Raw genomic sequence first — 21,210 nt, 5'->3', positions numbered from 1 at the left:
CGCGTGGACACCCCTCCCGTACGCTGCGGGGCCATGAACGCATGGCAAACTGCCCCATCGAAGACGGCCGTGGTGACCGGCGCGGGCTCCGGCATCGGCCGCGCCGTCGCCCTCGAACTGCTCGCCGCGGGCTGGTCGGTGGCGCTCGCCGGCCGCCGCCCCGAGACGCTGGAGGAGACGGCCGCCCTCGCGTCGGCGAAGGACGGCGCGACCTCGATCGTACGGACGGACGTGTCGCGCCCCGACGACGTGGCCGCCCTCTTCGCCCGGGTACGCGCGGACTTCGGCCGCCTGGACCTCCTCTTCAACAACGCGGGCACGTTCGGCCCCGGCGGCGTCCCGGTGGAGGAGCTCCCCTACGACGCGTGGCGGCACGTCGTCGACACCAACCTCAACGGCGCGTTCCTGTGCGCGCAGGCCGCCTTCCGGCTGATGAAGGAGCAGGACCCGCAGGGCGGCCGGATCATCAACAACGGATCCATCTCCGCGCACGCGCCGCGTCCGAACTCGGTGGCGTACACGACGACGAAGCACGCCCTGACGGGTCTGACCAAGTCGCTCTCCCTGGACGGCAGGCCGTACCGGATCGCCGTCGGACAGATCGACATCGGCAACGCGGCGACCGACATGACCGAGCGCATGCAGGCCGGAATCCCGCAGGCCAACGGCGAGTTGGCGAGCGAGCCGGTGATGGACGTGGCGGACGTGGCGCGCACGGTGCGGCACATGGCGGAGCTGCCCCTGGAGGCGAACGTGCAGTTCGCGACGGTGCTGGCGACCAACATGCCGTACATCGGGCGGGGTTGAGGGCGGGGTTGACGCCCGCGTGCCCTGGCGACACGGATGTGCGGTGTGTAAATCTCCACAAATGGAATGGGGGCTACCGCAACAAAAGGGGACGGTGATCCCCGTATGCTCGGCTCCTCTCCACGAGAACTTCACACTTGGAGCACTCCTTGCGCATACGCACCGCCGCCCCCGCCGTCCTCGCCGCCACCGCCCTGTCGGTGTCCCTGCTCGCCGTGTCCCCCGCGTCGGCGGCGACCGCGAGCCACCAGGGCGGGCTGCACCTCGGCTCCATCCAGTACGACAGCCCGGGCCGGGACACCCGCTCGAACTCCTCGCTGAACGCGGAGTGGGTCAACATCCACAACAACGGCCGCTCCGCGGTCCAGCTCAAGGGCTACAAGCTGAAGGACGACACCGGCTACACGTACACCTTCGGCAGCTACAAGATCGGCGCGGGCAAGACCGTGAAGGTCCGCACCGGCAAGGGCGGCAACGCCTCCGGCGTGCGCTACTGGGGCCGGACCAACTACGTCTGGAACAACGACGGCGACAAGGCGCGCCTCATCAAGCCGAGCGGCGCGCAGCAGGACTCCTGCGCGTGGTCGCGGGTCGGCGCGGGCCACCAGAACTGCCACTGACCACGGGCCACGAGCCACGGGCAACGGGCCACCCACCACTGACCACTGTCACAGGGGAGGGGAAGGGACGGGGCCGGGCCCGGGGCCGCGCGAAGCGGTCGGGCCCGGCCCGTCCCGAACGGTGGCGGTGGCGGTGGCGGTGGCGGTCAGGCCTGGCCCGTCTCGAAGCGGGTGATCTGGTCGCCGTCGACGGTGAACCGCCACTTCGTCCGCATCTCGCCCCACGTGTCGTTCCGGTACGACACGAGCAGCGCGCGGCCGCCGTCCGACTCCGACTCGACGTCCATGTGGCCGTTGGAGGAGAAGATCTCGCGGTCCGCCCAGTCGGCGACGTCCCGGTCGGTGCCGTCGTCGGCCATCGTGGCGCCCGGCGCGAGCACGGCGTCGAAGGCGGGCTTGTCGTGGGCGTTCACCGCGGTGACGAAGGCCCGGACCGTGGGGTCGGCGAGCCGGTTTACCTGGATGCTCATGGGCCCACGTTCACACCGGGCGGCCCGGTGCGCCACCGCGGCGCACACCGTGCGTCACCCGTACGGCCCCGTGGGCCGGGTGGCCGGTGCGGGTCCGGTGGACGGTGGAGGCGGACGCAACCGCCACCCCGCCGAGGGGCCGAACCGGGAGTTCCCCATGACCACCTTCTCGTCCTGCTCCTGCCTGGACCGACGTGACCTGGGACTGCTGCTGCTCCGCGCGGGCACCGGCGGCGTGCTGGTCGCGCACGGGGGCCAGAAGCTGTTCGGCTGGTTCGGCGGCGGCGGCATCGAGGGCACCGGCGCCTTCATGGAGTCCGTCGGGTACGCGCCGGGTCGCCTGAACGCCCTCATGGCGGGGCTGGCCGAGGCGGGCGGCGGACTGCTGCTCGCCCTCGGCCTCGCGACGCCCGCGGCGGGCTCCGCGGCGGCGGGCGCGATGGCCGGCGCCACGGCCGTGCACACGCCGAACGGCTTCTTCAGCCAGGGCGGCGGCTACGAGTACCCGGCCTACCTCGGCATGGTCGCGGCGGCCCTCGCGGTCGCGGGCCCCGGCCGCTACTCAGCCGACCACGCCCTCGGCCACACGCTGGACCGCGCCTGGATGGTCCCGGCCGCCCTGGCAGGCACGGCGGTGGGCGTACTCGCGACGCTGGGGGCAAGGATGCGGAACGTCCGCGCGGCGGAGGAGGGGGGCGGGGCGCGGGGCGCGGCGCGCGGCTGACGATCGGGAGAGGCACCCGGCGAGACCCCGGCCGGCCAGGTCCCCCACCCAGGCGCGGCGCGCGGCTCACGGTCGGACGACGCTCCCGGCGAGACCCGCGGCCGACCAGGGCGGCCCGCACCCGGGCGGCGCGACGCGGGGCGTAAGGACGCGGGACGCTCCCGGCGAGGCCCGCGGCCGGCTAGAGCAGTCCCCCGCTCGGGCAGCGCGACGCGGGGCGTACGGCCGCGAAACGCTCCCGGCGAAGCCCGCGGCCGGGCCCCCGCCGGGGCGGCACGGCGCGCGGCTTACGGTCGGGGAGCACCCTCAGCGAGGCCGCCGGCCGGCCAGGCCGTACCGGGGCGCGGCGCGCGGCTTACGGCCGGGAGAGGCTCCCGGCGAGGTCCGCGGGCTGCCGGGGTGGCCCCCACACGGGCGACGCGACGCGGAGCGTACGGACGCGGGACGCTTCCGGCGACGCCCGCAGCCAGGTCCCCCACCCGGGTGCGGCGCGCGGCTTACGGTCGGGAGACGCTCCCGGCAAGGTCCGCGGCCGGCCAGGGCGGCCCGCACCCAGGCGGCGCGACGCGGGGCGTACGGCCGTCTCCGTACGAGGGCCGGGGCGGACGCGAGACGCTGGCAGCGGGGTCCGCGGGCCGAGCAGTGCGCCCAACTTCGCCCGGGGGCAGGGGAGGTGGTGGACGCGAGACGTTGTCGAGGGGGCCAGCGTCTCACCGAGACGGCGGCCCGCCGGCGTCGTCTCGCCCCGTCGGCCCCCGCCATGGCACGCTGCGGCCCATGGAAGACGAGCAGGGCACGCCCGACCCGACCCGCACCCCCGGGGCGACCCGTACACCCGAGGCAGCCCCCACGCCGGAGGCGCCCCGCACACCCGACACGACCCCTACGCCGGAGGCGCCCCGCACACCCGACACACCCCCCACCCCCGACGTGCCCCCCACCCCCGAGGCGCCCCGCCAGGACCCCTGGGACACCGTCGGGCGGCTGCACGCTTGGCTCGACTCTCATAATCAGCGGGAGCCTCAAGAGGCCCTGCTTCTGCGGATGTTGAAGCTTTCGGAGGAGGTTGGCGAGGTCGCGGAGGCCGTCATCGGCGCCACCGGGCAGAACCCCCGCAAGGGCACCACGCACACCTGGGACGACGTGCAGTCCGAACTCTGTGACGTCATCGTCACGGCCATGGTCGCCCTGCGCACCCTCACCCCGGACGCGGCCGCCGTCCTCGACGCCCACCTGCGTCACGTCGACGCGCGCGCCAAAATCGTTTCGCCGCCGGCGGGTTGACGGCATACCGTCGGCGGTCATGACCACATCCACCTCGTCCGACGGGCCGCCCCGCCTCACCCGCCTCGCCTTCCACGGCCCGCTCTCCGAGGCCCATGCGCACCGCCTCGTCGACCGGCTGGCCGCCGCAGGCCCCCGTACCGTGCTCGATCTCGGCTGCGGCTGGGGCGAGTTGCTGCTCCGCGTCCTGGAGTCCGTACCGGAGGCCACCGGGGTCGGCGTCGACCTGAAGGCCGAGGACGTCGAGCGTGGCCGCACGGCGGCGAAGGAGCGCGGGCTCGGCGAGCGGGTCGTCTTCGCCGAGGAGTCGGCGACGGACACCGCGCGCGGCCCCGCCGACCTGGTGATGTGCCTCAGCGCGAGCCACGCCCTCAGCTCCGCGCCGCCGCCCCGCGCGACCGTCGAGGCGCTGCACGTGCTGCGCCGCCTGGTGAACCCGGGCGGCCGCGTCCTGCTCGGCGAGGGCTTCTGGGAGCGCGAGCCGACCGCGCGGGAACTCGCCGGGATGTGGCCGGACGCCGACGCCGGGGAGCACCTGTACCTGGGGGATCTGGTGGACGCGGCGATCGAGGCCGGGTTCCGCCCGCAGTGGGTGGAGACGGCGAGCGCGGAGGAGTGGGAGGAGTTCGAGTCGGGCTACCGCTCCGACGTGGAGGAGTGGCTCGCCACGCACCCCGGCCACCCGCTGGCCGCTGAGACCCGCAACCGCGTGGACGCCCAGCGCACGTCCTGGCTGCGCGGCTACCGCGGGGTGCTCGGCATCGCGTATCTGACACTGGTGCCGGTGGAGCCGGTAGGGCCGGTGGTGCCGGAGGGCTGAGTACGGCGCGGCTACCGCCCGAACCACGTCTCGGCGAGCGCGTCGAGGGTCGGTTCGGGCGGCGCGGGCAGCTCCCGCAGGTACCGGGAGAGGTTGCCGTACACGTGGAGCAGGGTGTACGCGAGGAGTTCGCGCGGATCGAACGTCCGGCCGTACTCCTTCGTGAAGAGGTCGAACAGTCCCGGTTCGGCGCGGGTGACGTAAAGGCCGACGGCCACGAAGTCGTAGGCCCGGTCGCCGACCATCGCGGGCTCGAAGTCGAGGAGCCCGGTGAGCCGCCGCCCGGCGCCCGGCTCGACGAGGAGGTGCTCGCGCATGAACTCCGTGTGGAGCAGGGCGGGTTGGGCCAGGGCCTCCCCGTCGGGCCGCGGGGCCGCGTCGAGGAAGGCGGGGATCTGTGCCAGCCAGCGCTCCGGGAGCCCCAGGGCGCTCTGCCGCTCCACCACCCCCGCGCGCTGCTCCGCGACGAACACGCTCCAGTCGGCGGGACCGAGGGCGTCGGCGAGCGGCACGGGGTCGAGTGCGTGCAGCGCGGCGAGGGTCCCGGCGGCCTCGGCGACGATCCGCTCCCGGTCGGCGCGCGGGATGCGCGGCCAGGCGACGGCGAGGTCCTCGCCGGGCAGTCGGGACATCAATATGTGCCGCCAGCCGTTCTCGTACGGTCCCGCGTCGTGCACCCGCGGCGTGGCGAGGGGAAGGCGGCCCTCCAGGTGGCGCAGCACGCGGGCCTCGGCGATGCCGTCCCGGGCGGCGGCGCCGGGGAAGAGCTTGAGCACGTGCGCGTCACCGACGGCGTAGACCGGCTGGGACCCCGCGGGGAAGCGGGTCAGCGGCGCGCCGGCGAGACCGAGCCGGGCGCACAGGTCCTCGACGGCGGGCCGCATGACCGCCTCGTCACCGACGACGCGGTCCCACTCCTCGTCCGTGTTCACCTCGGGCAGCATGACCGGCACCGTAACCGCTGCCCACGTGGGGCGGCGAGCGAGTTTCGGCGGCTGCGCGGGGTGGCCGGCGGCGCCTGACGCCGCCGGGACGGACGACCGGCGCCGGCCGGCGGGCCCGGCAAGACCGGTGGCGGTGTTGGCGATTGGGCCGAGGTCGCAGCATCACAGGTGGCGGTGCTGCCGAGCCCTCGCCGTGCCGCAGGGGGGGCGCCCCGCACGCCCCCCTACCCCTCACGCCACTCCCACTCGCCCCCGGCGCCCTCAGCTCTCGCCCCGAAGCGCCTCCCCCACCTCCCTCGCCAGCAACTCCACGTACGCGGCCGTCCACGACTCGACCGTGGCGCGGTCCCACAGGTCGGTCGAGAACTCCAGATAACCGCTGAGCACGTCACCCGTGGGGATCAGGCCGAGGTTGAACTCGGAGCGCGCACCCGGCACCGCGAGGTCCTCGACCGCCGTGGTCACGCCCGGCAGGTCGACCTCCGTCCGCAGCGAACTCTGGTACTGGAAACCGAGCGGCAGCCGGTCCGGCACCTCGGTGCCGAGCACCGCACCCACCTCCGCCGCCACCGTGCGCAACGGAGCCGCGTGGTCGAGGGCGTCGACCGAGGTGCGCGCCACCTGGTCCACCAGAGCACCGAACGACGCCGCCGCGTCACCCCGTATCCGCAGCGTGAACGACGACACCGTGCACGCCGCGAGCGCCTCGAACTCGCGCCGCTCCCGGTTGGCGTGGGAGATGCCGAGCACGACGTCCGGCGCGCCGCCCACCTCCGCGACCAGCCGCGCCAGGGCGGCCGCCGTCACCACGAAGGGTGTCGTACGGTGCCGGCGCGCCAGCTCCTCCACATCGGCGCGCGCGGCCCGGCCGACGGTGAACAGCACCACGTCACCCGCCCCGCTCAGCTCCGCGGGGCGCGGCCGGTCCAGGGGCAGCGGAAGCCCGAAGGACGCACCCGCCAGGGCACGCGCCCAGTGGTCGACCAGCCTGCTCCCGTCCTGGGTGCGCTCGTGCTCGCGCTGCCAGCGCGCGTACTCGCCGGGCTGCGGGACCCGGCCCGGCAGTGCGTGCGGTACGCCGGTGACCTCCGCCCGGTACAGCGCGGCCAGTTCGCGCAACAGGACGCTGACCGACCAGCCGTCGCAGGTCGCGTGGTGCAGGACGAAGAGCAGCACCCAGCGGTCCTGTCCGGTGCGCAACAGCCTTAGCACCGGCGCGAGTTCCTCTTCGATGCCGAAGGGGACGGCCGCCGTCTCCGCGGCCACGCGCTCCGCCTCCTCCTCGGCGGCGGCCGGGGAGCCGAGGCGCGCGACGAGGTCCTCCTCGGGCAGCGGCACCGGACGGGGCCGCAGCGCCTCCTGCCACCACGCGTCGCCGTCCGCCACGAAGCGGGTGCGCAACGCCTCGTGCCGGGCGACGAGTCGGCCGAGCGCGGCGCGCAGGGCCGGTACGTCGAGGGCTCCCGTCAGGGTGATCCGCATCGCCACGTTGTAGATCTGCGGGCGGGGATGCGTGCTGTGGCGGGTGATGAAGGCCCGCTGCTGGGCGGTGACGGGGGCGCGGGCGACGACGTCGGCGGCGGGCCTCCTGCCTGCGTCGTACCCGTCGTCGGCCTCCGCCTCGGGAACCTCGCCCGACCCGGACGCCTCGGACGACCCGGACGCCTCGGACGACTCTGTCGCCACGGACACCTCTTCGAGGTCCCCGACCAGGTACGCCGCCATGGCCAGCAGCCCCGGCTCCTCGTAGAAGCGGGCGATCGGGTACTCCGTGCCGAACTCCTCCCGCACGCCGTTCGCCAGGCGGACCGCCGTGAGGGAGTGCCCGCCCAGCTCGAAGAAGGACGCGTCGTCGGGGATCGCCGCCACGTCGACCTCGAACTCCTCGGCCCACAGCCGCCTCAGCCGGTCCTCGACGTCACGCGCCGCCGGAAGCGTCCGCTCATGGCCTCGCTCGCGCATCCGCTCGGTGGGCGCCGAAGGCACCGGCGCCGTCGACGTGACCAGCGAAGGTGCGGGCAGCGCGGCCCGGTCCACCTTGCCGTTGGCGGACAGCGGGAGCGCGGGCAGCACGGTCCAGGCGTGCGGCACCAGATGCTCGGGCAGCCGCGCCGCCAGTTCCGCCGTGAGCCGGTCGGCGAGTTCCTGCCCCGGTTGGGCGCCGGCCTGGGACGGCACCACGTACGCGGCGAGGAACGCCTCGCCCCGCCGGTCGCGGCGGGCCAGCACGAGCGCCTCGCCGACCCCCGCCAGAGCGCCGAGGGCCCGGGAGACCTCCTCGGGCTCGACGCGGTGGCCGCGGATCTTCACCTGGTCGTCGGCCCGCCCACGGAACTCCAGCGCCCCGTCGCCGGTCCAGCGGACCAGGTCCCCGGTGCGGTACATGCGCCCGTCGGCGCCCAGCGGATCGTCGACGAAGCGCTCCGCCGTCAGGTCCGGGCGGCCCAGGTATCCGGTGGCCACGCCGGGCCCGCCGACGTACAGCTCCCCCACCTCGCCTGCGGGCACCTCGCGGCCCCGCGCGTCGAGGACGCGGAGGATGACGTTGTCCACGGGACGGCCGATCGGGATCGGGGCGGCGGAGGAGGCGGAGGCGTCGGCGCCTGGTTCCGTCTCCCGTGCCAGGACCGTCTGCGCCGTGCACAGCACCGTCACCTCGGTGGGCCCGTACACGTTCACCGTCTCGTACGGGGCGCCGGGGCGCGGGCGGGTACGCAGCACGTCGCCGCCGAGCAACAGGTGCCGCAGCGCGGGCTGTTGGCGCTCGGGGAGGGCGAGGACCGCCTCGCCGAGCGCGGTCGGCAGGATGGAGAAGCCGATGCGGTGCTCCGTGTACCAACGGGCGAGCGCGGCGGGGTCCTTGCGGACCGTGTCGTCGGCCACGACGACGGTGGCGCCCGCCGTCAGGGCCGGCCAGATCTCCAGCACGGCGGCGTCGAAGCCCTGGCTGCAGACGGCGGCGGCCCGGTCGTCGGCGGTGAACCCGAACCGCTCGTGGTGCCACTGGCACAGGTCCACGACGGCCCGGTGCGGGACGGCAACGCCCTTGGGCACACCGGTGCTGCCGGAGGTGTAGACGGCGAAGCACAGGGACTCGGGGCCGTGGGAGGGGGCGGCGGCGGGGGCAGGAGCGGGCCGCACGGCTACGGTCGGCCCGGCGTCCACGGCGCCAACGTGGACCACGGCGGTCCCTGGCCGGGGCGTGGGCCGCTCCGCTTCCGCGCCCCGCTCGTCGCTCACCACCAGGACGCGTGCGCCGCTCTCCGCCAGGATGGCTTCCGCCCGCGCCCTGCCCTGGGCGGGGTCCAGCGGCAGGTAACCGCGCCCCGCCTTGAGGGCCGCGAGCATGGCGACGACCAGGTCGGTGCCGCGGGGCAGCCACAGGGCGACGGGGCCGGGTCCTCCGCCCCCAGCCGTCCCCCCTGAGGCCTCCCCTTCGGTGCGCAGGGTCGCGGCGAGCCGTTCCGCGCGCTCGTTCAACTCCCGGTACGTCAGGGATACTTCGCCGCAGATCACGGCCGTGCGCTCCGGGGCGACCTCGGCCCAGCGCGACGCCAGCGCGTCGACGGTGCTGCTCGTCCGCTGCCGCACGGGCCCCTGCCGCCACGCCCGGGGCACCACGGCCGCCGGGGCCGCTTCCCCGGCCACCCCGGTCGCCGTCACCTCGCCCGTCGCCTCCCCGACCGCCTCCGCGAGGACGTCCCGGAACGTCCCGAAGAACGCGTCGATCGTCGCCTCGTCGAAGAGGCCGGTGGAGTACTCGAAGTGGCAGCGGATGCCCTCGGGCAGGTCGGTGAAGTACACGCCGAGGTCCGTCAGCGCCTTGTCCGGCCCCGCGTCGAGCGGCGTCGCCCGCACCCCGGGCAGGTCGAAGCGGAACGGGTCGCCGGTCTCGAACTCGGCGAGGGTCTGGAAGACCGGCGTCCGGTCCAGCGCGCGCGGCGGCGTGAGCTCCCGTACGACCGCCTCGAAGGGCACGTCGGCGTGGTCGTAGGCGTCCAGGGCGACCCCGCGCACCCTGTCGAGGAGCGTGCCGAAGTCCGGGTCTCCGGAGAGGTCCAGGCGCAGGGCCAGCGTGTTGACGAAGAAGCCGACGACGTCCGCGTACTCGGGGGTCCGGTCGGACATCGGGGTGCCGATGACGAGGTCGTCCTGGCCGGTGACGCGGCGCAGGGCGGCCGCGTAGCCGGCGAGCAGGGTCATGAAGAGGGTGCTGCGCCGCGCCCGGCCGAACCGGCGTACCCGATCGGACAGTTCGGGGTCGAGGGTGCGGAACAGGGCGTGCCCGCGCGAGGTCATGACGGCGGGCCTCGGCCGGTCGGTGGGCAGGGCGAGGACGGGCAGTTCGCCGTCGAGCGTCTTCTTCCAGTACGCGAGATCCTCGGCCGCCTTCGCCCCGCCGAGGGAGGCGTGCTGGGCGCGGGCGTGGTCGGCGTAGGTACGGGTGAGGGCGGGGAGGTCCGCCGGGGGCCCGCCCGGCAGCTGGGCGCGGTAGAGGGCGGAGAGGTCGCGGGCGAGGACGGCGGCCGACGCGGCGTCCATCACGATGTGGTGCAGGGACAGGACGAGGACGTGCCGGCGGGCGCCGAGACGGACGAGGCGCGTCACGAACAGCGGGCCTTCCGCCAGATCGAAGCGGCGCCCGCTCTCGGCCGCGAGGGTGTCGGCGACGGCGTCACCCACGTACGCGCCCGTGCCGTCGACGACGGCGAAGTCCACCTCGCCGGGCGCCGACGCGAACTGCCGTGCCTGGCCCGCCACTTCACGGAACACGCTGCGCAGCTGCTCGTGCCGGGCGGCGAGCTCGCGCAGGGCGGCGCGCAGCGCGGGGACGTCCAGCGGCCCGTCGAGCTCGATGGCCTTGGTCTCGTTGTACGCGGTGCGGCCCGGCAGCATCCGCTCCAGGAACCAGACGCGCTGCTGCCCGGGAGAGAGCGGAGCCCCCTGATCCCGCCGGTCCCCCGCCCCGCCGGTCCCGGCGGCCGGTTCCCGTACGTCCGCCGCGGGCGCCCCGCACGCGCGGCGCAGCGCGTCGAAGTGGGCCAGGCTCTCGCGCAGCGCCGCGGGAGCGACACCGAAGTCGACGAGGCCGACGATCTCGTCGGCGCCCGCGGCATGCACGGCGTCCGCGACGGACCGTACGCTCTCGGGGCTGCCGATGAGGGCCCGCTGGTCGCAGTAGCGGTCGTAGGCGCGGCGGAAGACCACGTCCAGGTCGTCCTCGGTCATCGCCGACAGGTCGACCCGGTGGCCGAGGCTGCCCGCGACGCCGCCGAAGAGGGACAGCGACGAGCGCATGTACTGCGCGAGGGGTTCGCGGGCCTCCTCGCGCGCCGCCGCGTGGTCCTCGGCGAGGTAGGTGTGCAGCAGCACGGCCACGTGCCCGGCGTCCGGGTCGAGGCCGTGGGCGGCGCGGGTGCGGCGGTACAGCGCGACGTTCTCGTGGAGCTGCTCGACGCTCTGGGTCATCAGGTTGGTGACGATGCCCAGGTCGTGTCGGGCGGCCAGTTCGTACGAGGCCGGGTTGCCGACGACGGCCGTGTACATCGGCGGCGCGTCCTGGACGGGCCGCGGGAACAGCCGCAGATCGCTCTCACCCTTGCCGGTGGTGCGGCGCACCGGCTCGCCCCGCCACAACTGCCGTACCTGCGCCACCTGTTCGTACATCAGCTCCTTGTGGGAGCCGAACCGCTCGGGGAAGAAGACGAAGTCGTTGGCGTGCCAGCCGCTCGCGCAGCCGATGCCGATGCGGCCGCCGGAGAGGTTGTCGACCATCGACCATTCCTCGGCGACGCGGATCGGGTCGTGCAGCGGCAGCACCACGGAGCCCGCGTTGATGCGGATGCGGTCGGTCTCGCGGGCGAGCGCGGCGGCGAGCACGACGGGGTTGGGGAACAGGCCGCCGAAGGAGTGGAAGTGCCGCTCGGGGATCCACAGGGAGTGGAAGCCGTTGCGGTCGGCGAACCGGGCGGTCTCCAGGAGGTGGTCGTACTTGCCGTGCCGGGGCGCCGAGTCGTCCTGCGGGTAGTCGCCGAAGAAGTAGACCCCGAAGTCGAGGGTGCGGGAGGGCTGTTGTGGCTGTGAGTGTGGCTGGGGCTGTGCCCGCGGTGGCGCGGGTCGTGGCGGTTCCGGCTCGCGCGGCGGCTCGGTGCGGGACGCCGCCGCCGCGCTGTTCCAGGCCATGGCCTGCGGCTTCGATACCGGCGCCGGAGCCGGCGCCGGCCCGCGCGTCGGCGTTGCCCGAGGCTTCGCCTTCGCGCCGCCGACGGAGAACCCGGCCGCGCGCAGCTCCCGCAACGAGTCCTTGACCGCGTCCGCGATGAACTCGCAATCGCTGTCGGTGTGTTCGGTGGAGAGGAAGAAGTTGCGCCACTCCCACACGTGGACGCCGCGCAGCATGAGGTGGTGGTAGAGCAGCTCCATGTCCGCGCGGTGCTCGAAGCGGAACATCGAGCCGAAGTGGCTCATGCTCAGGGCGAAGCCCTCGTCCTCGAAGAAGGCGTTGAGGGTGGCGGCGAGCTCGTCCGTACGGGCGTTCAGCCGCTCCTGGAGCCGGGGGCTGTGCTCCTTGAGGTGGGCCAGTACGGCACGGGTCGCGACCATCGACACGGGGTGCTGGATGTAGGTGCCGCCGAAGAACGTGGTGTCGGCCGCCGGGTAACTGTCGTCCCCGTAACTCCAGTGGCCGCCGTCGATGCCGTCCATGATGTCGGACCGACCCGCGACGGCCCCGATCGGGAAGCCGCCGCCGAGCAGCTTGCCGTAGGTGGCCAGGTCGGGCGTGACGCCGTAGAGCTCCTGGGCGCCGCGCGCGGCGGGCCGGAAGCCGGTCAGCATCTCGTCGAAGAGCAGCACGATGCCGTGGCGCGCGGTGAGTTCGCGCAGCCGGCGGACGAACGCGGCGGGCCGGAGCGACGGGTGGCGGCTCTGCACCGGCTCCACCACGACCGCCGCGATGTCCCCGGCCTGCCGCTCGATGACGTCGAGGCTCTCCTCGCTGCCGTACGGCAGGACGAGCAGGTCGGCGACGGCGCCCGGCGGGATCCCCGCGGACATCGGCACGGTGGTGAGGCCCTCGCCGCCGGTGCGCGGGGACCGGCCGAGCACGTTGTCGTTGTGGCCGTGGTAGGCGCCCTCGAACGTGATGATGCGGGAGCGGCCGGTGGCGGCGCGGGCGAGCCGGATGGCCGCGGAGTTCGCCTCCGTACCGGAGTTGGCGAACGCGACGCGCTCCATGCCGGTCAGCTCGGCGAGCAGTTCTGCGGCCTCGCCGGTCTCGACGGTGCGCGGGCCGAGCTGGATGCCGCGCGAGAGGTGCTCGCGGACCGCATCGGCGACGAAGGCGGGCTCGTGGCCGAAGAGCAGGACGCCGAAGCCCATGGTGATGTCGACGTACCGGTTGCCGTCGATGTCCTCCAGCCACGAGCCCTGCGCGCGCCGCCCCGCGATCGGGTACAGCATCTCCTTCGTACTGCTGCGGAAGCCCACGGCGGCACGGCTGTCGGCGAGCACGCGGCGGTAGCGCTGGGTGACGCGTTTGGAGGTGGGCGTCTTGGCGGTGTAGCGCCGCACCAGGTCGTCGAGGTGGGCCCGCTGCGTGTCGGAGGCGTTGCCGCGGAGCATTCCCGAGCCGCGGGAGACTTCCGGGCGGGGGCCGTGCTGGGCGGGGCGGCGGGGCGGCCCCGAGGGCTCTGGTCGTGACTCTGACTCTGGCTCCGGTGCCGGTGCGCCCATCTGCTGGGAGATGCGCTGCGACAGCTCGGCCATCGCGGCGAGGTCCTCGTCGACGGCCGCGGAGACGGAACGGTCGACGGATTCGGTCCCGGTCACCGCGCGTCCTTCCCGTTGGCGGCCAGCAACTGCGAAAGCTGACCCATGAGTTGGAGCTGCATCTGGGTGAGCTGGTGGACCTGCCGTACGAGGTCGTCGACTTCGCGCCGGGTGGCGTACTCGACGGGAGGGGCGGGGGTGGGGGCGGCCGGCTCGCGGTACGCGGGGGCGGGGTCGCGGTACGCGGGTGCGGGCTCCCGGGGCGCCGGCACGGAGGGCGTCACCGGAGGGGACGCCGGAGACGTAACGGGCACGGCAACCGGCTCCCCATACGGCTCCGCGTACGGAGTCCTCGTCACCGGCCCGGATTCCGCGCCCCGTACCCCGTCCCCACCCCCCATCTTCCCCACGATGATCAGCGCGAGCCCCTTCGCCGACCCGGCCTCCTCGAAGAGCTCCCGCATCGACACCTTGACCCGGTGCTCCTCCTCCAACTCGCGCAGCACACCGATCATTTGCAGCGAGTCCGCGCCGAGGTCGAAGAAGGAGGCGTCCTCGGCTATCTCGCTCGTGTCGTAGCTGAGATGTTCCGCGGTGACCTTGATGATGTGCTGGAGCACGCGCTCGACCGCTGCCTCGTCCTGTGCCACGTCCGCCTCATCCCTTGCCGCTGGTACTTGTACGGGTTGTTCGCGCCGGGGAAGGTGGTTCCCCGGGCCTGTCCAGTAGTCCTTGTGCTGGAACCGGTAGCCGGGCAGGGGGATCCGCCGCCCCGCCCCGCCCATGAAGGGCCGCCAGTCGAGCGGCGCGCCGGCCCGGTACAGGCCGGCGGCCGCGTCCCACAGCGGTTCGAGTCCCGCGCCGCGCCGCAGCGATGCCAGAGCCGGCCGGTGCGGCAGCGCGCGGCGGGCGAGCCCGCTGAGCGTCGCGTGCGGACCGACCTCGACCAGCGCGCCCACGTCGTCGTGGGCCGACCCCAACTCCCGTAGCGCATCGGCGAATCGGACCGGCTCACGCGTCTGTCGTACGAAGTAGTCGGCGTCCGGGACCCAGCCGGCCGGCCGCGTGCGCCCATCCACGCCGCTGACGAACGGCACCTCCACGGGACGCGGCCGGACCTCCGCCACCAGCTCCCGCACCCCCGCGAGCACCGGGTCCATGAGGGCGGTGTGGAAGGCGTGCCGCACCGGGAGTTCGCGCGCCGGGACGCCGCGCTCGGCCAGCAGCTCCGTCAGGCGGCGCATGGCGGCCGCCGGGCCCGCGAGCACCTGGGTGTGCGTGCCGTTGCTGACGGCGAGCTCCACGCCCGGCACCTCGGCGGCCAGCTTCTCCGCCTCGTACGCCTCCGTCGGGACCGCCACCATCGCGCCCGGCGCGCAACGGCTTCGCATGAGCGCGCCGCGCCCCGCCGTCAGGCGCAGCCCGTCCTCGACGGAGAGCGCGCCGGCCGCGTACAGCGCCCCGTACTCCCCCACGCTGTGCCCGGCCACGACGGCCGGCGCGATCCCGGCCTCCCGCCACAGGGCGACGAGCGCGCACTGCAGCGCGAAGAGCGCGGGCTGCGCGATCTCGGTCTCGCCGACCGGCTCCGCCGGGCCGCCCTCGCCGGGGCCGAGGAGCGCGTCGAGCAGCGTGCCGCCGCCGCTGAGCTCGGCGAAGTGTCGCTCGCAGGCGTCCAGGACCTCGCGTACGACGGGAAAGCGCTGGTGGAGGGCGCGGGCGGCGCCCCGGTGGAGGCTGCCCTGCCCGGTGAAGAGGAACCCGGTGCCGAGAGCCGCGCCCGACACGGCACCCGATGCTCCGCCCGAGACCGCGCCCGGTGTTCCGCTGACGCGCGGTCCCGCCAGCCAGTCGTCGAGGCCCGCGGTGAGCGCGGCCACGGTGTCGCCCCGTACCGCGAGCCGGTGTCTGCGGTGGGCGCGGCCGAGGGCCAGCGTGGTCACGAGGTCCGCGGGGCGGATCCCGGGGTGGGCGCGCAGATGGTCGCGCAGGGCCGAGGCGTTGTCGGCCAGGGCGGTTTCGGTGTGGCCCGAGACCACCAGGACGCCGGGGGGCAGCGGGGTGTCGGCCGCGTGGGGCTCGGACTGGTGGGCCGGGTTGAGGGCCCGCTCGGGAGCCGGTTCGGGGGCCGGGGCGGGTGCCTGTTCCAGTACGACGTGGACGTTCGTGCCGCCGACGCCGAAGGAACTGACGCAGGCCCGGCGCGGCACGTCGCCGGGTGGCCACGGGCGCGCGGAGTCGGGGATGTAGAAGGGGCTGGCGGCGAGGTCGAGGGCGGGGTTGGGGCGGCGGAAGTTGGCCATCGGAGGGATGACGCCGTGCCGCAGGACGAGGAGCGCCTTGACGAGGCTCGCCAGGCCCGAACACACGTCGAGGTGCCCGATGTTGGCCTTGACCGAGCCGAGCGCGCAGTACCCGGTGCGGTCGGTGTCGGCGCGGAACGCGGCGGTGGCGCCCGCGAACTCGATCGGGTCCCCCTTGAACGTGCCGGTGCCGTGCGTCTCCAGATAGCCGACGGTGTCCGCGTCGACGCCCGCGCGTGTGAGGGCGCGGCGGATGGCTCCCCGCTGGCCGTCCGCGCTGGGCGCGCTGAACGCCTTCTTGCCGGCGCCGTCGTTGTTGACGCCCCAGCCCCGGATGACGCCGTGGATGTGGTCGCCGTCGGCGAGGGCCAGGTCCAGGCGCTTGAGGACGACGGCCACGACGCCGGTGCCGCCGACCGTGCCGTCGGCGTCGGCGTCGAACGGCCGCAGACGGCCGCTCTTGGAGAGGATGGACCCCTTCACGTACCGGTAGCCGAGCACCTGCGGCACGTGGAGGGCGGCGGCCCCGGCGACGGCGATGTCGCACTCCCCGCCGACCACCGACTGCGCGGCGAGATACACCGCGGTCAGCGAACTGGAGCACGCCGTCTGGACGTTGACGGCGGGGCCGGTCAGACCGAGGCGGTACGCGGCGCGGTTGGCGGTGAAGTCCGTGAAGTTGCCGATGGTGACCTGCAGCCCGGCGACCCAGTCCGCGACGCCGCCCTCCAGGACGTTGTTCTGCAGATACGTCTGGAGGGAGTAGAGGTGGTAGCCGGTGCTGGCGTACACGCCGACGTCCCAGGTGCCCTGTCCGCCGCGTCCGTGATCGCCGGCCTGCCCGCCCGCGTACCCCGCGTTCTCCAGGGCGTGGTGCACGCACTCCAGGAACAGCCGGTGCTGCGGGTCGGTGATGCGGGCCTCGTGCGCGCTCATCCCGAAGAAACCGGCGTCGAAGCCCGCGATGTCGTCGAGCACCCCGCTCGCCCCGACGAAGTCGTCCGCACGGTAGGCCTCCTCGGGCACGCCGGCGGCGGCGAGTTCGGCCTCGGTGAAGCGGCGGATGCGGTCGGCGCCGTCGTGGATCGTGCGCCAGAACTCCTCCGGGGTGTCGGCGCCGGGCAGCCGGAAGGAGAGCCCGATGACGGCCACGGCGTCGCGGTCGGTACGGGTCACCGGACCCCACTCCCCTTCTGATTCTGACTGCGGCTCGGCTGCCGTTCCTCGCCCTTACCGGGACTTCCGCTCCGCCCCTGCCGTACCAGCACGACGAACATGCCGACGCACAGACAGATCGCCGACCCGTGCAGCAGGCCCACGACTTGCAGGGGCGTGAAACGGTCCAGGAGGGCGCCGCTGACCAGCATCCCGAGGCCGAAGCCGGTGTTCTCGACCGAGGCGGAGAGCCCGAAGAGCCTGCCGCGCTCCTCGTCGGGCGCGGCCTGGAGCCGGGTGACGTACGCGATCTCGGTGAGGCCGTCCGCCATGCCGGCCACCAGCGCGGCCGCGACCGCCACCCCCGTCGGCAGCCCGGCGAAGACCACGATGAACGCCGCCGACATCACGCAGGCCCCGACGGCGAAGGCCCGCTCCCCCGGCCCCTGCCGCCCGCCGCGCCCGCCCCACCGCCCGCAGATCTGCTGCATGACGATGTTGCCGATGGCCCACGTGGCCCAGAACTGGCTGACGAACGTGGCCGGATGGGACGGGTCGAGGTCGCTGGAGTAGACCGGCAGGGCCACGTTGTGGGACGAGGAGCCGAGCCCGTCGGCGGCGCGCAGGGCGATCATGACGGCGAGGACGGGAGCGGCCCGTACGAGCAGGAGCGCGCCGCCGCGCCGAGCCGACTCACCCGAACCCCCCTGTCCCACACCGGAGTTCGGGCTGGACTTCACCTCACCCCCAGCCGCCTCGGCCTCGGTCGCCTCGACCCCTGCCGCCTCGGCCCTCGTTCGTATGGGAAGCGAGAGCAGCACCCCGGCCGACACCGCGAAGCTGGCGGCGTCCAGGGAGATGGCGGCGGTGTAGCCGAGCTGGGCGACGACGACGCCCGCGGAGGCGAAGCCGGCGATCATCGCGAGCGAACGGCCGGTGGCAAGGAGGGAGTTGGCGCGCATCCGCAGATCGGGGCCGACGATCTCCGGGATGCTGCTGCGCAACGCCACGCCCGACAGGGTCGAGCAGAAGCCGGTCACGACGGCCAGCACGTACAGGAGCCCCGCACGCCCCGCCTCGGGCGCGATCAGCAGCGCTATCATGGCGGCGCACTGCGTCAGGTCGGCGCCGACCATCAACCTCTTGCGGTCGTACGCCGAGACCAGCCGTCCGCTCACAAAGCCGGAGACGACACTGGTCAACAGGCGTACCGCCATGAAGACTCCAGCGGCGAGAGCACTGTCGGTCACCTCGTAGACGAAGACGTTGAGGGCGACCATGTTGAGGTAACTGCCGTACGCGGAGACGCCGTTACCCACGACGAGCAGGCGAAAGTGGATCAAGCGTCCCCCTGGTCCGGGCCGGGCTGCTGCCATTCGGGTCGTGCACGGCTGCGCTCAGCCGAGACCGCCTTCACACTCACCCGCCCCGAAGCGCGCCCATAGTCCCTCGAATTGGGGACTTGACACCGTCGATCGCGCTCAGTAGCTACGCATTTCCCCTGGGTACGTGGGGTTTCCTTTCTGTTTCTCCACGACCGTGGTTAGATCACGTTGCGGCCACAGCCGCCGTACGTGTTGACAGTCCCTCCCGGAGGGAAGATGCCAGTAGACCGGCGCCCGCAGAACGCACCGGCGCAGAACGCACCGGCGTTGTCCCACAGGGAACGCCAGGTGTTGGCCCACATCGCGGCAGGCCTCTCGCACAAGCAGGTCGCCAGACGTCTGGGCATCAGCGTGCACACCGTGAGCACCTATCTGCGCCGCATCCGCAGCAAGCGCACCGCGCCCACGGTGGCTCATCTGATCCATCTGAGCCGCAGCGAGGAGTGCTGACGGGCGCGGACGCGGCGGGACCGCGAGTCGGCGGGACCGCGAGCCGGCGGGATCAGCCCCCGCGGCGCACCCGGGCCGCCCTGCGGGCCTCGGCGAGCTTGCGGGCCTCGGCGCTCTTGCGGGACTTGCCGCCCGTACCACCCGTACCGCCCGTACCACTGGCGGCGTCCTTGCCGTCCTTGCTGGTGCCGAGGCCGCGGAAGGGCTTGTTGGTGTTCTTGGGGCGGGCCGCGGCGGGGCCGCCGTCGAGCGGGGTGCCGGACGGGCGGCGCGCCCCGGTGATGCGGCTGAGCGCCGCCTCGCCCGAGCGCACCTTGGTGACGGTCGGCTCGATGCCCGCCTCGGTCAGCACCAGGCTGGTCTCGCGGCGCTGGCCGGAGAGGACGAGGGTGACGACCCGGCCGGACTCGCCGGCCCGGGCGGTGCGACCCGCGCGGTGCAGATAGTCCTTGGGGTCGGTCGGCGGGTCGACGTTGACGACGAGGTCGAGATCGTCGACGTGCAGGCCGCGGGCCGCGACGTTGGTCGCCACCAGGGCGGTGACCTGGCCGTTCTTGAACTGGGCGAGGGTACGGGTGCGTTGCGGCTGGGACTTGCCGCTGTGCAGGGCGGCGGCGGGCACCCCGCTGGCGCGCAGGTGCCGGGTGAGCTGGTCGACGGCGTGCTTGGTGTCGAGGAACAGCAGGACGCGGCCGTCGCGGGCGGCGATCTCCGTGGTCACGGCGTACCGGTCGGGGGCGTGGACGACCAGGACGTGATGGTCCATGGTCGTGACGGCGCCGGCGGACGGGTCGACCGAGTGGACGACGGGATCGCGGAGGTAGCCCTCGACCAGCTGGTCGACGTCGCGGTCCAGGGTGGCCGAGAACAGCAGCCGCTGGCCGTCGGGGTGCACCTGGTCGAGGGCCTCGGTGACCTGCGGCAGGAAGCCCATGTCGCACATCTGGTCGGCCTCGTCGAGGACGGTGATCCGGACCCGGCCGAGGCGGCAGGCCTTGCGCTCGATCAGGTCGTGCAGACGCCCGGGGGTGGCGACGACGACCTCGGCGCCGTCGCGCAGAGCGGCGATCTGGCGGCCGATGGAGATGCCGCCGACGACGGTGGCGAGCCGCAGCCGCAGCGCGTCGGCGTACGGGGTGAGCGCCTCGGTGACCTGCTGGGCGAGCTCACGGGTGGGCACGAGGACGAGGGCGAGCGGCTGCTTGGCCTCGGCCCGGCGCCCCGCGATACGGGCGAGCAGCGGCAGCCCGAAGGCGAGCGTCTTGCCGGACCCGGTCCGCCCCCGCCCCAGCACGTCCCGCCCGGCGAGGGCGGTGGGCACGGTGACGGCCTGAATGGGAAAGGGCTCACGCACGCCGAGCTCGTCGAGGGTACGGAGGAGCGGGCCGGGCAGGTCCAGATCGCCGAAGGGCCGGGGCGCGGCGACGTCGGGACGGTCGGGGTGAGTCATGAGGAGCCTTCCGCAGAGGGAACGAACGGAACGGACGTACGCACCGAGGAAGGCCCGGCAGGTGGTGGCCCCGCGGGCGGGGCCGGGGTGGTGCGGTGTCCCGGCCGGGGCCGGGTACTGCTGGGTGCCCCGGCCGGGCCGGGACGCGGGGTTCCCGGCCGGGGCCGGGGTGACGCTGGGTTGCCCGACCGGAGCCGGGACGCCGGGTTCCCGGCCGGAGCCGGGGTGACGCTGGGCGCCTGCCCCGACCGAAGCCGGGGTGAGGCTGGGTGCCTGCCCCGACCGAAGCCGGGTGCCGCTAGCCCTGCCTCGACCGGAGCCGAGGCGACGCGCAGGTCCCGACCGGAGCCGGGATAACGCTAGCCCCGCTCCCACCGGAGCCGGGGTGACGCTGGGTGTCCCGACCAGAGCCGGGGGCGACGCTAGCCCCGCCCCAACCGGAGCCGGGGTGATGCCAGGTGCCTACCCCGACCGGAGCCGGGGCGACGCCGCATGTCCCGACCGGAGCCGGGGCGACACTGGGTGTCCCGACCGGAGCCGGGGCGAGGCTGGATGCCCCGACCGACGGCGGAACGCCCGGCCCCGGCCGGAGCCGGGGCGGGTGGGGCAGACGAGTCGGGCTGTACGCCGGGTTCTGTGCCGCGGGTCCTCGCGGACGTCGCGGCGACGGCCATCCATCTAGGGCCGGCATTGCTGCCGGCCTCGTGCGGTCTACCCGCGGACTCGGGCGGGCAGCCCTCGAACGTCCGCGCAGAGCGCGTTTCACGGCGCTCCTCTTGACCTTGCTCCAGGTGGGGTTTACCTAGCCGCCTGAGTCACCTCAGGCGCTGGTGGTCTCTTACACCACCGTTTCACCCTTACCTCGCGCCGGAGCGCGGGGCGGTCTGCTTTCTGTGGCACTGTCCCGCGGGTCACCCCGGGTGGCCGTTAGCCACCACCTTGCCCTGTGGAGCCCGGACGTTCCTCGGGAAGCCCCCCGAAGGAGCCTTCACGCGACCGTCCGCCCGGCTCGTCTGCCGTGCGGACCA

12 protein-coding genes and 1 other RNA gene are annotated in these 21,210 nt (G+C 74.1%); 6 read left to right on the top strand and 7 right to left on the bottom strand.

The window, feature by feature from the left end:
• The first annotated feature begins 33 nt into the window (after positions 1-33).
• Complete coding sequence (locus ACZ6CV_RS02075; RefSeq protein WP_469248896.1) at positions 34-807, top strand: SDR family oxidoreductase; 774 nt, start codon at positions 34-36, stop codon at positions 805-807.
• A 149-nt stretch (positions 808-956) separates the two neighbouring features.
• Positions 957-1,427, top strand: coding sequence for a lamin tail domain-containing protein (locus ACZ6CV_RS02070; protein ID WP_469248894.1), 471 nt, complete (start codon positions 957-959; stop codon positions 1,425-1,427).
• Between the two features lie 146 nt (positions 1,428-1,573).
• Here ACZ6CV_RS02070 and ACZ6CV_RS02065 read toward each other — a convergent pair whose 3' ends face one another.
• The gene (locus ACZ6CV_RS02065) at positions 1,574-1,897 is read right to left on the bottom strand and encodes a nuclear transport factor 2 family protein (protein ID WP_469248892.1); all 324 of its coding nucleotides are present in this window, start codon (positions 1,895-1,897) and stop codon (positions 1,574-1,576) included.
• Between the two features lie 157 nt (positions 1,898-2,054).
• Between ACZ6CV_RS02065 and ACZ6CV_RS02060 the strand changes: the two genes are divergently transcribed.
• From ACZ6CV_RS02060 to ACZ6CV_RS02050, 3 genes are all read left to right on the top strand, one after another.
• The gene (locus tag ACZ6CV_RS02060) at positions 2,055-2,621 is read left to right on the top strand and encodes a DoxX family membrane protein (protein ID WP_469248891.1); all 567 of its coding nucleotides are present in this window, start codon (positions 2,055-2,057) and stop codon (positions 2,619-2,621) included.
• Between the two features lie 930 nt (positions 2,622-3,551).
• Positions 3,552-3,905: a MazG-like family protein gene (locus ACZ6CV_RS02055; RefSeq protein ID WP_469249596.1), complete on the top strand. Its 354-nt coding sequence runs from the start codon at positions 3,552-3,554 to the stop codon at positions 3,903-3,905.
• A gap of 19 nt (positions 3,906-3,924) precedes the next feature.
• A complete protein-coding gene (locus tag ACZ6CV_RS02050; protein ID WP_469248889.1) occupies positions 3,925-4,725 on the top strand; it encodes an SAM-dependent methyltransferase in 801 nt (266 codons plus the stop codon).
• An 11-nt stretch (positions 4,726-4,736) separates the two neighbouring features.
• Here the strand turns inward: ACZ6CV_RS02050 and ACZ6CV_RS02045 are convergent, their stop codons facing one another.
• The 4 genes from ACZ6CV_RS02045 to ACZ6CV_RS02030 form a co-directional block, all read right to left on the bottom strand.
• A complete protein-coding gene (locus ACZ6CV_RS02045) occupies positions 4,737-5,669 on the bottom strand; it encodes a phosphotransferase family protein (protein ID WP_469248887.1) in 933 nt (310 codons plus the stop codon).
• Positions 5,670-5,930: 261 nt separating this feature from the next.
• Positions 5,931-13,499 carry a MupA/Atu3671 family FMN-dependent luciferase-like monooxygenase gene (locus tag ACZ6CV_RS02040; RefSeq protein ID WP_469248885.1) on the bottom strand — a complete coding sequence of 2,523 codons (7,569 nt, stop codon included), beginning with the start codon at positions 13,497-13,499 and terminating at the stop codon, positions 5,931-5,933.
• Positions 13,496-16,918, bottom strand: coding sequence for a type I polyketide synthase (locus tag ACZ6CV_RS02035; protein ID WP_469248883.1), 3,423 nt, complete (start codon positions 16,916-16,918; stop codon positions 13,496-13,498). The genes ACZ6CV_RS02040 and ACZ6CV_RS02035 overlap by 4 nt, the downstream gene beginning before the upstream one ends.
• Positions 16,915-18,240 (bottom strand): MFS transporter, encoded by a 1,326-nt coding sequence (locus ACZ6CV_RS02030; RefSeq protein WP_469248881.1) that lies wholly within the window; start codon positions 18,238-18,240, stop codon positions 16,915-16,917. The genes ACZ6CV_RS02035 and ACZ6CV_RS02030 overlap by 4 nt, the downstream gene beginning before the upstream one ends.
• A 258-nt stretch (positions 18,241-18,498) precedes the next feature.
• Here ACZ6CV_RS02030 and ACZ6CV_RS02025 point away from each other — a divergent pair, with 258 nt between their 5' ends.
• The gene (locus ACZ6CV_RS02025) at positions 18,499-18,732 is read left to right on the top strand and encodes a response regulator transcription factor (protein ID WP_355817435.1); all 234 of its coding nucleotides are present in this window, start codon (positions 18,499-18,501) and stop codon (positions 18,730-18,732) included.
• Between the two features lie 52 nt (positions 18,733-18,784).
• Here ACZ6CV_RS02025 and ACZ6CV_RS02020 read toward each other — a convergent pair whose 3' ends face one another.
• Together ACZ6CV_RS02020 and rnpB are read right to left on the bottom strand one after the other, a co-directional pair.
• Positions 18,785-20,182 (bottom strand): DEAD/DEAH box helicase, encoded by a 1,398-nt coding sequence (locus ACZ6CV_RS02020; RefSeq protein ID WP_469248879.1) that lies wholly within the window; start codon positions 20,180-20,182, stop codon positions 18,785-18,787.
• Between the two features lie 607 nt (positions 20,183-20,789).
• Positions 20,790-21,194, bottom strand: an RNA gene (gene rnpB, locus ACZ6CV_RS02015) — RNase P RNA component class A.
• Positions 21,195-21,210: the final 16 nt, after the last annotated feature.

This window comes from Streptomyces sp. NPDC041713, from assembly GCF_055591085.1.
This window is presented reverse-complemented; position numbering and strand designations above follow the sequence as displayed.